The 14,086-nt window shown below is 67.5% G+C and carries 13 protein-coding genes; 2 read left to right on the forward strand and 11 right to left on the reverse strand.

Going from position 1 to position 14,086, the window contains the following annotated elements:
- Position 1 precedes the first annotated feature (1 nt).
- Positions 2 to 349 (forward strand): YbaB/EbfC family nucleoid-associated protein, encoded by a 348-nt coding sequence (locus MNAB215_RS28375; RefSeq protein ID WP_077081714.1) that lies wholly within the window; start codon positions 2 to 4, stop codon positions 347 to 349.
- Between the two features lie 69 nt (positions 350 to 418).
- Here the strand turns inward: MNAB215_RS28375 and MNAB215_RS28380 are convergent, their stop codons facing one another.
- The 10 genes from MNAB215_RS28380 to MNAB215_RS28425 form a co-directional block, all read right to left on the reverse strand.
- Complete coding sequence (locus tag MNAB215_RS28380) at positions 419 to 2,095, reverse strand: ribonuclease J (RefSeq protein WP_077081715.1); 1,677 nt, start codon at positions 2,093 to 2,095, stop codon at positions 419 to 421.
- 7 nt (positions 2,096 to 2,102) lie between these two features.
- A complete protein-coding gene (gene dapA, locus MNAB215_RS28385; RefSeq protein WP_077081716.1) occupies positions 2,103 to 3,005 on the reverse strand; it encodes a 4-hydroxy-tetrahydrodipicolinate synthase in 903 nt (300 codons plus the stop codon).
- Between the two features lie 213 nt (positions 3,006 to 3,218).
- Complete coding sequence (gene thyX / locus MNAB215_RS28390; protein WP_077082419.1) at positions 3,219 to 3,971, reverse strand: FAD-dependent thymidylate synthase; 753 nt, start codon at positions 3,969 to 3,971, stop codon at positions 3,219 to 3,221.
- 145 nt (positions 3,972 to 4,116) lie between these two features.
- Positions 4,117 to 5,526: an MFS transporter gene (locus tag MNAB215_RS28395; protein ID WP_077081717.1), complete on the reverse strand. Its 1,410-nt coding sequence runs from the start codon at positions 5,524 to 5,526 to the stop codon at positions 4,117 to 4,119.
- Positions 5,527 to 5,877: 351 nt separating this feature from the next.
- Positions 5,878 to 6,948 carry a restriction endonuclease subunit S gene (locus tag MNAB215_RS28400; RefSeq protein ID WP_077081718.1) on the reverse strand — a complete coding sequence of 357 codons (1,071 nt, stop codon included), beginning with the start codon at positions 6,946 to 6,948 and terminating at the stop codon, positions 5,878 to 5,880.
- A complete protein-coding gene (locus MNAB215_RS28405) occupies positions 6,945 to 8,372 on the reverse strand; it encodes a class I SAM-dependent DNA methyltransferase (protein ID WP_077081719.1) in 1,428 nt (475 codons plus the stop codon). The genes MNAB215_RS28400 and MNAB215_RS28405 overlap by 4 nt, the downstream gene beginning before the upstream one ends.
- A gap of 2 nt (positions 8,373 to 8,374) precedes the next feature.
- Positions 8,375 to 9,601 (reverse strand): winged helix-turn-helix domain-containing protein, encoded by a 1,227-nt coding sequence (locus MNAB215_RS28410; RefSeq protein WP_077081720.1) that lies wholly within the window; start codon positions 9,599 to 9,601, stop codon positions 8,375 to 8,377.
- A gap of 49 nt (positions 9,602 to 9,650) precedes the next feature.
- Positions 9,651 to 10,352: a DivIVA domain-containing protein gene (locus MNAB215_RS28415; protein WP_077081721.1), complete on the reverse strand. Its 702-nt coding sequence runs from the start codon at positions 10,350 to 10,352 to the stop codon at positions 9,651 to 9,653.
- A 92-nt stretch (positions 10,353 to 10,444) separates the two neighbouring features.
- Positions 10,445 to 10,942, reverse strand: coding sequence for a dihydrofolate reductase (locus tag MNAB215_RS28420; protein WP_077081722.1), 498 nt, complete (start codon positions 10,940 to 10,942; stop codon positions 10,445 to 10,447).
- On the reverse strand, positions 10,939 to 11,739 hold the full coding sequence (locus MNAB215_RS28425; protein ID WP_077081723.1) for a thymidylate synthase: 801 nt from the start codon (positions 11,737 to 11,739) through the stop codon (positions 10,939 to 10,941). The genes MNAB215_RS28420 and MNAB215_RS28425 overlap by 4 nt, the downstream gene beginning before the upstream one ends.
- 276 nt (positions 11,740 to 12,015) lie before the next feature.
- On the opposite strand from MNAB215_RS28425, the gene MNAB215_RS28430 reads away from it, so the two are divergent.
- Positions 12,016 to 12,765, forward strand: a complete 750-nt coding sequence (locus MNAB215_RS28430; protein WP_077081724.1) for a dienelactone hydrolase family protein — start codon at positions 12,016 to 12,018, stop codon at positions 12,763 to 12,765.
- Between the two features lie 19 nt (positions 12,766 to 12,784).
- Here MNAB215_RS28430 and MNAB215_RS28435 read toward each other — a convergent pair whose 3' ends face one another.
- Positions 12,785 to 14,026: a glycosyltransferase gene (locus tag MNAB215_RS28435; RefSeq protein WP_077081725.1), complete on the reverse strand. Its 1,242-nt coding sequence runs from the start codon at positions 14,024 to 14,026 to the stop codon at positions 12,785 to 12,787.
- Positions 14,027 to 14,086 lie beyond the last annotated feature (60 nt).

The raw sequence follows: 14,086 nt of genomic DNA on the forward strand, positions 1-14,086 counted from the left end.
AATGACCGCCCAAATTCACCCGCAGGTCGCTGAGGCGCTGCGGCAAGCGCAACAATTTCAGTCGACCCTCGACGACCATTTGCACCGGGCCGACACCGATACCGTCACGGCCACCGACGAAACCGAGAGCGTCGAAGTGACCCTGGACGGGCACGGTTGGTTGGCCGGCCTTGTTATCGAACCGGGCCTGCTTAGGTTGGGCGCCGAGGCCGTCGAGGAGCGCATCAACGACGCGATGCGCAACGCGAAGGCCGCGGCCGCCGCGTCCAGCGACGCCGACGAGGAGCGCCTGGTCGCATCACTCGCCGAAATTACCGGATCGCTGAATAATATCTTTGGCTTGAGCTGAACGGCTGCGTCGGCGTCGCCGTAAACACGCCGGAAACTAATGCAGCAGTTCGCTTTTCGCGAAACCGAGTCAGACCTCGATGACGGTAGGCACGATCATCGGCTGGCGCCGATAGACCTCCCCCACCCACTTGCCGACAGTGCGGCGCACCCCCTGCGCGATCCGGACCGGGTCGGTCACGTTGGCCGCGACCAGCGATTCGAGTTCTTCTTCGACTTTGCGCACGACGGGCTCGAGCGCCTTGGGATCTTCGGAGAATCCCCGCGAATACAGGTGCGGCGCGGCCACCGGCCTCCCGGTGCCCCGCGTCACCACCACGGTCACCGCGACGAAACCCTCAGACAGGATGAGCCGCTCGCCCAGAGTGATGTCGCCGACATCGCCGGTGATCAGGCCGTCGACGAACATCTTGCCGACCGGTACCGCTCCGGCGATCGACGCCTTGCCCGCTACCAGGTCGACGCTGACACCGTTCTCGGCCAACAAGATTGACTCCCGCGCCACTCCGGTGGATTCGGCCAGCTTGGCGTTGGCGCGCAGCATCCGCCAGGTGCCATGCACTGGCATGACGTGGCGCGGCCGCACCCCGTTGTACAGGAAGAGCAGCTCGCCCGCATATGCGTGACCCGAAACATGCACCCGTGCTTGGGCATTGGTGACCACGCGGGCTCCGATCTTGGACAGCTCATCGATGACGCCGTAGACCGCTTCCTCGTTGCCGGGGATCAGCGACGACGACAACACGACCAGGTCACCGGCGGTCAGCGTGATGCTGCGATGCTCGCCGCGCGACATTCGCGACAGCGCCGCCATCGGCTCGCCCTGGGTGCCGGTCGTGACCAGCACCACCCGCTCGGGCGCCATCATCTCGGCCGCCGCGATGTCGATCACGTCGCGGTCATTGACGTTCAGGAACCCCAGCTCCCGTGCGATGCCCATGTTGCGGACCATCGACCGGCCGACGAACGCGACCCGCCGGCCCAATGCCACTGCGGCATCGACGATCTGCTGCACCCGGTCGACGTTGGAGGCAAAGCAGGCCACAATGACCCGGCCGTCGGCGCCGCGAATCAGCCGGTGCAGCGTCGGGCCGACCTCGCTCTCGGACGGGCCGACACCGGGATGCTCGGAGTTGGTCGAGTCGCACAGAAACAGGTCCACTCCGGCGTCGCCGAGCCGCGACATGCCGGGCAGGTCGGTGGGGCGGCCGTCGAGCGGGGTCTGGTCGAGTTTGATGTCGCCGGTGTGCAACACGGTTCCCGCGCCGGTGTACACCGCGATGGCCAACGCGTCGGGGATGGAGTGGTTGACGGCGAAGTATTCGCACTCGAACACGCCGTGCCTACTGCTCTGTCCCTCTTTGACTTCGACGAACGCCGGCTTGATGCGGTGCTCGCGGCATTTGGCGGCGACCATGGCCAGGGTGAATTTGGAGCCGACAACCGGGATGTCGGGCCGCAGCTTGAGCAGGAACGGAATGGCCCCGATGTGGTCCTCGTGCGCGTGCGTGAGCACCAGCGCTTCGATATCGTCGAGCCGGTCTTCGATGTGGCGCAGGTCGGGCAGGATCAGGTCGACACCGGGCTCGTCATGGGTGGGAAACATCACCCCGCAGTCGATGATCAGCAACCGGCCCAGGTGCTCGAAAACGGTCATGTTGCGGCCGATTTCGCTGATGCCGCCTAATGCGGTCACCCGCAATCCACCGGCGGCCAGCGGGCCGGGTGGGCTGAGGTCTTCGTTCACCGTTGGGTCACCTGAGCACCGAAGCGGCCCGCATGTCGGCGGCTAACGCCTCGATCTGCTGCGGGGTGGCCGGCATCTGCGGCAGCCGGGGATCGCCGACGTCGATGCCCTGCAGGCGCAGGCCCGCCTTGGACAGTGTCACGCCACCCAGCCGACCCATCGCGTTGCACAGCGGCGCAACCGCGACGTTGATCTTGCGCGCGGTGGCGATGTCCCCGGAATTGAAGGCGGACAACAACTCTCGTAGTTGACCGGCGGCCACATGGGAGATCACGCTGATGAAGCCGATCCCGCCCATGGCCAGCCACGGCAGATTCAACGCGTCGTCTCCGGAGTAGTAGGCCAATCCGGTTTCGGCGATGATCTGTCCACCGCTGTGCAGATCGGCCTTGGCGTCCTTGATCCCGACGATGTTCGGGTGCGACGCGAGCGCGCGGATGGTGTCGGGCTCGATCGGGATCACCGACCGAGGCGGAATGTCGTAGAGCAGCACCGGCAGGTCGGTCGCATCGGCCACGGCGGTGAAGTGCGCGATCAGCCCGCTCTGCGGCGGCTTCGAGTAGTACGGCGTGACCACGAGCAGACCGTGCGCGCCCTCGGCCGCGCTGGCCCTGGCCAGTTTGACGCTGTGCGCGGTGTCGTAGCTTCCGGCTCCGGCGATGACGCGGGCCCGGTCGCCGACCGCTTCGAGCACCACCCGCAGCGTCTCGAGCTTCTCGGCGTCGGTGGTGGTCGGTGACTCGCCGGTGGTTCCGGAGATCACCAGGCCGTCGCAGCCCGCGTCGACGAGGTGCGTCGCCAATTGCGCCGTGGTGGCGGTGTCCACCGGGCCGTCGGCTGCGAATGGCGTCACCATCGCCGTCAGCAGGGTTCCCAGGCGTGCCGGGGCGTCGAATACGACGGAACTCACGGTGTTCAGGCTACCTGGCGGTAGCAAGCTTTTAAGCACCCGCTGGTCGTGCGTCGACCGCGCAGCCGGGCCTCGCGGGTGCGCTTCAGCGGCGGCCCGATTGTGCGTTGACGGCCTCGCGTGTGCGCTCAGGGTTGAGATTGCGGGAAATCCGCGCCCTAGACGCACACTCGACGCCGAGACCGCACCCGCGACGGCCGTAAGGCGGCGGGGTCAGGCTTCGGTGGCAAGAGGACTGGTCGCGACCTCGGTGCCGTCGGCCAGCGTGGCGATCTCGAAGTCGGCGAAGACCGCGGGCGCGACGCCGGCGAGCTGGCGGAGGCATTCGATGGCCAGCCGCCGAATTTCCACATCGGCGTGCTCGCTGGCCCGCATCGCGATGAAATGCCGCCATGCCCGGTAGTTGCCGGTAACCACGATGCGGGTTTCGGTGGCATTGGGCAGCACCGCACGGGCGGCCTGACGGGCCTGCTTGCGGCGCAGCACCGCATTGGGCTGGTCGGCGAATTTCGCTTCGAGTTTGGCCAGCAGATCGGCGTAGGTGGCTCGGCTGGCGTCGGCAGCCGCGGCCAGGATCTGCTGCAGTTCGGGGTCGTCGTCCATGCCGGGCGGAACGACGACGCGTGATTCGCCCTCCGGCACGTAGCGCTGGGAGAGCTGCGAGTAGGAGAAATGCCGATGCCGGACCAGCTCATGCGTGCATGACCGCGAGACGCCGCTGATGTAGAACGACGCACTCGCGTGCTCGAGCACCGAGAAGTGCCCGACGTCGATGATGTGCTTGATGTAGCCGGCGTTGGTCGCCGTCCGGGGATTCGGTTTGGACCAGCTCTGGTAGCAGGCCCGGCCGGCGAACTCGACCAGCGCCGCGCCGCCGTCCGCGTCGGTGGTCCACGGCACATCCGGCGGCGCCAAGAACTCGGTCTTGGCAATCAGTTGCACGCGCAGCGGCGCCGTCTCAGCCACGGCGCTCACCTTAACGCGAGCGTTGCGACCACGCGGATCCCTCCACGTGGCGCAGATGCCGTTGCAGCGTCATGCCGCGTAGCCGGGGCGGCCGCTGTGGTTCGGGACTGTCTCTCCTACACATCCCCCCGCCCACCAGACCGCACTACACCCCGCCTGCCCCCTCGTCACCGGGCGGCAACTTCGCCGCAGCGGGCTCAGCGACGGCGATCGGGTTGGTGATCGTGACGCACGCCACGGCGGCGCCGACGAAGTAGAGGGCCGCTGCGACCTGCATCAGCCGGGTGAAACTGCCATCGGTCAGCGGGCCCGCGGCGATCAGTCCCACGCACGCCACGGCTGCCAGCGCAGAAGTGCGGCCCACCGCGTTTTGGATTGCGGCCGCGACCCCGCTGTGGGCGGGCTCGACGGCGAGTAGAACGACCGAGCTCAGCGGCGTAATGGTGAGGACCAGGCCGGCAGCCAGCACCAGGCGTCCCGGCAGCAGGTGGGTGGCGAAGCCGAAATCGTGTGCGGTAGGGCAGATGAGCAGCAGCCCCAAGCCGGCGACCAGCGGGCCCGCCACGAGAAAGAGGCGCGGGCCCATCCGCGTGGCGGCCCTGCCCACGCGGCGAGCGAACAGAAACGACGCGATCGGAGTGGGCAACGTGATCAACCCCGCGAGGATGGCGGAGTAGCCCGCGGCCTCCTGCAAATACAGTGCCATCGCAATCGAGCCCAGCGTCAGGCCACCGTAGACGAACGCGGTCGCCAGATTGGCGCCGGCTACATTGCGTATGGCGAACAACTTCGGCGGCACCATTGGATGCGGCGTGCGGCGCTGCCAGACCACGAACGCAAACAGTGCCGTGACGCCCACGACCAGCAGGGTGGCAACAAGCGGACTGGTCCATCCGCGCCGATGGGATTCGATCAGTGCGTACACAGTGGCGCCGAGCCCCACCGCCGACAACGCGACACCCGGCACGTCGACGGGCACACGTTGCGCGGGAGCGGGTATCGGGCACAACCAAAACGTCAGGGCGAAGCCGATAACTACGGGGATCGCCAACAACAGGTAGATCCATCGCCAGCCCAGGAAGTCGACGGCCAGTCCGCCGAGTAGTGGCCCTAGCGCAAAAGCCGTGCTGGTCCAAGCGGTCCACGACCCGATGGCCGCCGCACGATCCGCACGGTCGAAGGCAGAGTTGATCAGCGCCAGTGAACCCGGCACCAGAAACGCGCCACCCAGACCCTGGACAAGCCGCGCGATGATCAGCATCGTCGGACAGGCGGCGGCGGCCGCCAGCACCGAACCCAAACCAAAGGCCGCTAATCCGAAGCGCAGCACCGGCACTCGCCCAAACAGATCGGAGATGGAACCGCCAGGCAGAATTGCCACCGCCAACGCCAGCAAGTAGCCGTCGACAACCCACTGCTGTAGGGACAGACCGCCGCCGAGGTCGCGTGCTGTGGCCGGCAAACCCAAGTTCACGATGTTGCTGTCGAGGAAAGCGACCATCGACACCATGATCGCGACCACCATGACTCGGCGCGTTGGGGCGATGTCACGCATCGTCACGTTCGATCAACCGGCACGGTGATCGATGGCATTTTCCCCGAGATGAGTTGGCGCGGTAGGTAATTGGCGAGAAAAGAGCCAAACCAAGTGCTGCGTGGGCAATCAGCCCTCGTTATGGCCTACCCCCGGCCCCGCCACCGCCCGACAGCCTTCCGCCGGCCGGGCCGCCACCGCATTCGCGCACAACACAATTCAACATAAGCCCCTTCCTTTCAGGCGGTCACCTGTCATACCTGAGTGAGACGACCAGAGTGACACAACTAGCGTATGTGCGATTTCTTCGCACTAAGTGTCGGCGGCCTGTGAATTAAATGCCTATTGGCTTAGGAAGTGACGCCGTCGAGATTACCTGCCCGAGTGCGGCGGCCGTACCGCAAGCTCACCCGATATCAGCAGCGGCAACATGGCGTCACGCCACGTCGCCAGCCGTGCGGACTCGGTGCGACGTGCGAGGCACAGCTCACCCAGGTTGGTGATCATCTCGGCCGCCGCAGTCGGCAGGCGTCGCGCATCACGCACCCGGACGTCGAGCAGGTCGCCCGGTTGAATTCGCTGGTGACTTCCCGAGGTTCCGGCGACATGCCGTCGCAGGGTGTCCGAGACGTCGCGCTGCCGTACCGCCGACCACAGCGCCGACGTATCGAGACCGTCTGGCCGTAGCACCACGAACTCGGTACTGGCTAAGGCCATTTCGTCGGGAACCTGCACGACATTCCAGATCCGGGGAATACGCGGATTCAACTTGGCGAACAATACGCACGGGCCGGAGAGTACGAATTTGGCACTCTTGACCGATCCGGCCGCAGCGACCTGCGGTTGCGCATCGTCGTCGAAGGCCGGAAGGCTGAAATGGGCGACCACAGCGGCGAATTCGCCGGGCTCCAGCGCGGCCGTCGAGCGGCTCGCCAGCGCGGACAGCGGCACGTAGTCGGTGATCGGCTCGACGGTGGCGACCATCAATTTCTCGGCGGCGTCGACCACCCGTCGGTTGGCGGCGATCTTGTCGTCGACGGCGCCGAGCAGCCCGGCGATCGCCTGGCGTTCGCGTGCCGCAACGCTGACGACCGGCACGTCGCGAAGAATCGCCCGGTTGAGCAGGGGCTGCCCCGACCCGGCCCGGTGTTCGTTGAGGCCGCAGGTCTGTAGCGCGTAATACCAATAGCGGGTCTCGGCGGGGTTTTTCGCCCGGCAGACGTAGGCGTTGTCGGTGACCCAGACGTCGGAATCACAGTAACGCAGGCTGCCGCAGTAGGATCCGACGCGGCCGACCACGATCAGGGGGCCGCGGGCATTGGGACGGGCCGCAAAGCCGATCGGTCCGTTGGCGCCGTAGACAGGAATGGCGCCATCCGACACTCGCGCCGGCGAAGCGCTGCCATTGCTGAAGTCAAGGTGTTCGCCGAGTTTGACCCTCACCGCAGGCGCTCCACCTGCTCGCGCACCACCGAGTCCAACCGCGCGGATTCGTCGAGCGCTGCCAGGAGGTCCTTGGTCAGTCGCGCGACCTTCTCCCCTGCGGGCTCTCGGTCGTCCCCGGCGTGCGCGGGGCCGACGTAGCGTCCCGGGGTCAGCAAGTAGCCGGTCGCCCGGATATCGTCCAGGGACGCCGATCTGCAGAACCCCGGAACATCCTGATAGTCAACGTCTTTCGTGGATGACAACGGCGAACCGGTCCACGCGTGATAGGTGTCGCCGATGCGGCCGATCTCTTCGTCGGTGAGTGCGCGCTCGGCCCGGTCGATCAGGTGGCCCATCGCGCGGGCGTCGATGAACAGCACCTGGCCAACGCGGCCGGGAGGCTTGTCCGCGGCGAAAAACCAGAGACACACCGGGATTGGCGTGCTCCGAAAAAGCTGTGCGGGCAGTGCGACCATGCACGACACCAGATCCGCGTCGACAATGCGTGCGCGAATTTCGCCTTCTCCGCCGGTGTTCGACGACATCGAGCCGTTGGCCATCACCACGCCGGCCAAGCCGGCGGGCGCCAGCTTGGACAGGATGTGCTGGATCCAGGCGTAGTTGGCGTTGCCCGCGGGCGGAACGCCGAATCGCCAGCGCGGGTCGTGCTCGTCGCGTGCCCAATCCTTGATGTTGAACGGCGGATTGGCCATGACGTAGTCCATCTGCACACCGGCATGCTGATCGTCAACGAACGTGTCGCCGCAGCCCGCGCCCAGGCCCGCGGCGTCGATTCCGTGGATGGCCAGGTTCATCTTCGCCATCCGCCAGGTCTGCTCGACGCTCTCCTGGCCGTAGATCGACACGGCGGCCGGGTTGCCGTCGTGCTCGGCGATGAAAGCCTCTGTCTGCACGAACATTCCGCCAGAGCCGCAGCACGGGTCATACACCCGCCCGCTCGACGGCTCGAGGACCTCGACGATCACCCGGACCACGCTGGGCGGGGTGAAGAATTCGCCGCCGCGCCGTCCCTCGGAGCGGGCGAAATTGCCGAGGAAGTACTCGTAGACCTCCCCCATCAGGTCCCGGGCCCGATGCGGGGCCTGCCCGCCGAATCGCACGTTGTCGAGCAGGGCCATCAATTCGCCCAGGCGGCGTCGGTCGACACGGTGATACGCCCGCGGCAACGTCTCGGCCAGCGCAGGGTTGGCGTCCATCAGCGCACCCATCGCGTCGTCGATGAGCCGACCTGTGTCGCCGGTAGCGTTGTCCGCCAACATGTCCCATCGCGCCGCTGGCGGCACGACGAAAGCGGCACCGTCGGCGTCGCACACGAACTTGAGAAACACCAGCCCGAGGACGACGTCCTTGTACTCGCCGGCCGGCAGCGAACCGCGCAGCTTGTTGGCCGCTTTCCACAGCGTATCCTCGAGCTCGTTCATCCTCAGCTCACCCGCTTGGCGGCTGCGCGCAGATCGGCGGCCAGATCGCCGCCCTGTGACACCGAAAAGCCGCCCAGCCCAAGCCATGCCGCCATCGACTCGAGTTCACCGGCCAGGGCTGCAGCGGTCCGGGCCCGCGGCGCATCCGGTTCGGCGAACGCGCCGACCACACGCAATGTGTCTGCGGCGCGATCGGCTTTCAGGTCGACCCGTCCGACCAGCTGGCCGTCCATCAGCAGCGGCCACACGTAATAGCCGTACTGGCGTTTGGGTGCCGGGGTGTAAATCTCAATGCGGTAAACGAAATTGAACAGCCGCTGCACCCGGGGCCGGAAGAAGATCAATGGGTCGAACGGGCACAGCAGCGCGGTGCCGACGTCGCGGCGCGGCACGGTCCGCCCGGCCCGCAGATACGCGGGCGCCGACCAGCCGTCGACGGTGACCGGCTCGATCTCACCGGCGGCCACCAGTTCGGCGACGGCGGGCTTGACCTGCTGAGCCGACAGCCGGAAGTAGTCGCGGAGATCGGCCTCGGTGCCCACGCCCAGCGCGGTGGCGGCCCGCAGCGTCAGCTCACGCACCGCCTCGTCGTCGTCGACCTCGCGGGCCAGCACGCTCGCCGGCAGCACCCGCTCCGCCAGGTCGTAGTGGCGGGCAAAGCCCACCCGGGTGGCGGTGGTCAGCACCCCGGACGCGAACAGCGCCTCGGCGACCCATTTGGTGTCGCTACGGGTCCACCAAGTGCCCTTCTTGCGGCGCGGTTCGGCCGCCAGATGCGCTTCGATCTGTCCGGCGGTGCTGGGTCCGAGTTCACCGACGGCGGTCACCACGTCCTCGACGAGCCGCGGATTGGCCTTGACGATGTGCTTGCCCCAGCGGCCATGCCGATACTCGCGCATCCGCCAGCGCAGCAGCGGCCAGTCCTCGACGGCCATCAGCGCGGCCTCGTGCGCCCAATACTCGGCGAGCAGCCGCGCCGAACGCGGTCCCCACGCCGCGCGGTCGAGCACGTCGCGGTCGTACGGGCCGAGCCTGCTGAACACCGGGGCATAATGCGCGCGAACCGCCACCGAGACCGAATCCAGTTGCAGCACTTGGATTCGCGAGATCAACCGCCGCAAGTGCGCGCGGGTGATCGGGCCGGCGGGCCGCGGCTCATTAAAGCCTTGGGCCGCAACGGCTATCCGCCGGGCCTGCGCGACGGTCAGCCTGCTGTTGCGGGTCGCCACGCGCCGAGAATACCGGCCCGCAACGACAGCCTGCGGCGACGACGCGTCCTCAGCGCGCGCCGACCGCCTCCTCCAGCTCCGCCACGGCGCTCGACTCGGCCGGGTTGTCTCGCTCTTGGTATGCAGAGTCCAGGGCGGCCGGAACCGCCTCCAGGTCGCGGTACACGCCCATCAGCTGCTCGAGGATCTTGATGCGCTGCCGACTCGCCTCGTCCACCGCCTGCCGGGCCTCCTCGCGGTCCCGGTCGGCGCGCTGCTTCGCCTCGGCGAGCAGCTGCTCACGCGCCCGCTGAGCATCGGCACGCAGGCTGGCCAATTCGGCCTCGAGCTTCTCCTTGGTCTGCGCGTACTCGGCTTCCATGGCCTTTTGCTGCGCGGCCAGGTCCGCCAACAGTTCGTTGTGTTTGCGCTGTTCGGCCTCGATCTCGGCCTGGGCCGCCGCGATCAACTCCTCTGCCTCGGCGCGTGCCTCGGCCTGCATCTCGGAAACCTCGTCGACCGCGCGGCGCAGCATCTTGGCCATGCGCTGCTGCATCGCGTGCGGTGACGGCGAAGTGTCCGTGAGGACGGCGACCTCCTTGCGCAGCGACGCCGCTTCGTCCCCGGATTTCCGCAGCCGGGCCCGTAGGTTCTCGACGTCGTCGACCAGCAGTTTTTGCTTAGCGGTCAACATCTCGATGTAGCCATCGACCGCGGTCGCCTCGTAGCCCATGAACTTGCGAGAAAAAGCCTTCGCGGGCTCGGGTATCACTGCCAATTCCCCTCCTAGAACACCTCGATCCGTGCGACCGACCCCCGCGTCCGAGTATGTCAGGCGCTGTCGTCGCCGCAGCTCGGGGCGTTTCAGGTCCGGTGATAGGCGTGAAACCGGTAGCGCAGGCCCGAGCGGCTGACCAGCCAGTCCCCCGTTTCGCCCAGCCATGTCTCGTCGAGCATCGGCGCCAGCGCATCCTCGTCGTCCAGCGGCAGGTCGATGTCGATCTCGGTGACCTCGCACCGGCTCGCGTGCGGCAGCGCGAGCGCATAGATCTGCGCGCCGCCGATCACCCACGCCTCGGGTTCGGTCTCGGAAAAGTCCAAGCCCGCCTCGAGCGAATCGACCACCTCGGCGCCGTCGGCGACGAAGTCGGGCTGACGGGTGATGACGACGTTGCGCCGGCCCGGCAGCGGCCGCACCGCGCGAGGCAGCGAGTCCCAGGTCCGGCGGCCCATCACCACGGGGTGGCCCGTGGTCACTTGCTTGAAGCGGACCAGGTCTTCGGGCACCTGCCAGGGGATGCCGCCATTACGGCCGATCACCCCGGATGTGGACTGAGCCCACACCAAGCCAAGGCGCGTCATACAGCGACGGGCGCTTTGATCGCCGGGTGCGGATCGTAGTTCTTCACGACGACGTCGTCGTAGGTGTAGTCGAAGATCGAATCCCGTTGGGCGAGAAAGAGTTCCGGGTACGGACGCGGATCGCGGCTCAGCTGGGTGCGTACCTGATCGACGTGGTTGTCGTAGATGTGGCAGTCGCCGCCGGTCCAGACGAACTCGCCGACGCCGAGGCCGGCCTGGGCCGCCATCATGTGGGTGAGCAGCGCGTAGCTGGCGATGTTGAACGGCACGCCCAGGAACAGGTCTGCGCTGCGCTGGTAGAGCTGGCAGCTCAGGCGCCCGTCGGCCACGTAGAACTGGAAGAACGCGTGACACGGCGGCAGCGCCATTTGCGGGATCTCGCCGACGTTCCACGCCGACACGATGTTGCGCCGGGAGTTCGGGTCGCTGCGCAGCAGCTCCAGCGCGGCGCTGATCTGGTCGATGTGCTCACCCGAGGGGGTCGGCCAGGACCGCCACTGCACGCCATAGATGGGCCCGAGATCGCCTGTGTCACTTGCCCATTCATCCCAAATCGTGACGCCGTGTTCCTGTAGCCAACCGACGTTGGACTCGCCGCGCAGGAACCACAGCAATTCGTAGACGACCGATTTGAGATGGACCTTTTTGGTAGTGAGCAACGGGAAGCCGGCCGACAGGTCATAGCGCAGCTGCCGGCCGAACAGGCTGCGGGTTCCGGTGCCGGTGCGGTCGGATTTGGCGGTACCCGTCTCGAGCACCAGCCGCAGCAGATCCTCGTAGGGCGTCGCGATCGGCACGCGGCCAGCTTAGCGGCGATCGCGAGCGCGGCGAAGCCGGGCGCGGCGGGTCGACGCCAAAATATCCAGCGGCGATCGCGAGCGCGGCGAAGCACGGCGCGGCGGGTCGGCGCCAAAATATCCAGCGGCGATCGCGAGCGCGGCGAAGCACGGCGCGCGTGGGGGCACTCCCCAGCTTCACGGGGACCCCACCCGCTTGCGGGGGCCCCACCCGCTTGCGGGGAAGGGTCGGCTCCGATGAATTTATGTAGCGGCGCTAGGAGTACAACGGAAGCCATGCCGAACATCGTTGACACCGTCACCACTGCCGATGGCGCCTGCACCATTCATCTCTTCACCCCCGACGGCCAGGAAACCCAAGGGCCCTGGCCCGGCGTGATCATGTACCCCGATGCCGGTGGGGTGCGCAAGACGTTCGAGCAGATGGCCGCCAAGCTGGCCTCCTACGGCTACGCCGTGTTGTTGCCCGACGTGTACTACCGCAATGGTGACTGGGCCCCGTTCGACATGGCCAGCGTGTTCAGCGACGAGCAGGAACGCAAGCGCCTGTTCGCCATGATCGGCAGCCTGACCCAGGACAAGGTCGCCAGCGACGCAGGCGCTTTCTTCGACTACTTGATCGCTCGCCCGGAGGTGGTCGGCGCACGCTTCGGTGTGTGCGGCTACTGCATGGGCGGACGGATCTCGGTGACACTGGCCGGCCGCCTCCCGGAGCGGGTAGCGGCGGCGGCGTCGTTCCACGGCGGCGGCCTGGTGACCGACACCGAGGACAGCCCGCACCTGCTGGCCGACCGGATGCGCGGCACGGTGTATGTCGGCGGCGCCGAAAACGACGCGTCGTTCACAAAGGAGCACGCCGAACAGCTGGACAAAGCGCTGACCAAGGCCGGTGTCCAGCACACCATCGAGTGGTATCAGGCGGCCCACGGCTTCGCCGTCCCGGACAACGCGCCGTACGACGAAGCCGCCGCTGCGCGGCATTGGGAAGCGATGACCGAGGTCTTCGGTTCGGCGCTGCCGAGCTGACCGCCGCTCAAGCCGCCCGTCACACCGATGCCGGCGGCTTTTCGCGGCTGACGGCGTCCACCAACAGCTTCGCCGCACCCGCCGCCCCGTCGGCGCGCATCTCGCGGGCCGCGTCGCGCGCCCATGCGCGGGTCTCCGGGGTCAGGATCGCCTGCAGCGCAACCGACAACGATCGCAACGGCGGGGCCGGACCGTCGCACGCGGTGCCGATGCCGAGTTCGGTCACCCGCCGCGCCCAGTACACCTGGTCGGCGCCCTGCGGGACGACCAGCTGCGGCGCGCCGGCCCGGGCGGCCGTCGTCGTGGTGCCCGCCCCACCGTGGTGCACCACGGCGGCCACCCGAGCAAACAGCGCCTGCTGATTGACCTCGCCGCAGACGAAGCAGTCGTCCCGGTCGTCGATCAGGTCCAGGCCGGCCCAGCCGCGCGCGAGGAGCGTGCGCCGGCCCTGCTCGCGGACCGCCTCGATGGCCGTGCGGCCGATGTCGTTGGCGCCCAACAGCGGCATGCTGCCGAAGCCCACGTACACCGGCGGGGTGCCGGCGTCCAGAAATGCCAGCAGGTCGTCCGGGAGTGGGCGTTCGTCGGGCAGCAGCCAGGCACCGGTCTGGACGACGTCGAGGTCCGCCGGTTTGGGCCACGGGCCCAGGGTGGGGTCCGACGCCAGCCACGGGCGGTCGGTGTAGGCGTATTCGCGGAGGTGTCCCACCGGCGGCAGGCCGATCTTCGCCCGGTTGCGATTGAGTGTGGGACCAAACGCGGAGTTGATGTTCTGCGCATTGAGGTTCCACATCACCCGGTTGTCGAACTCGGTCGAGGGCATCCCCCGGCCCGCGTACTCCGGCGGCTGGTGGTGCGTCGACGGCAGATGGCTCGGGTGGTAGCTCGCGTAAATGTAGGGGATGCCGAGTTTGTCGGCGACCGACCGCGCACCGGCGCCGGTCCACACCAGGCCGGCCGACAGCAGCGCATCACAGTCCTGGGCAGCGGGGGCGATGGTGTCGAACTGCGCGTCGATCAGCCCAAGGAGGCGACGACGCACGTCCTCCTCCGACCAGGTCGTCACCGCGGAATTCATCTCGCGCACCGACTCACCGAAAAACACCAGTGGCACACCGAAATCGGCGGCCCGCTCGGCGAATTCCTCATCCGGCGGCACACACAACAGCGCCTCCGCGCCGAGCGTCTGCAGCGCCACCGCAAGTCCCAGCAGTGGTTCGACACCCCCGCGCGAATCGTATGTCGACAACAACACACGCATTTCGCTACTCCCATGTCCTGGTGGTCCGGCACCTGATTCTGCAGCAACGGGCCGCGAGCC

Origin of the sequence: Mycobacterium numidiamassiliense (genome assembly GCF_900157365.1) — a bacterium.
Classification (GTDB): domain Bacteria; phylum Actinomycetota; class Actinomycetes; order Mycobacteriales; family Mycobacteriaceae; genus Mycobacterium; species Mycobacterium numidiamassiliense.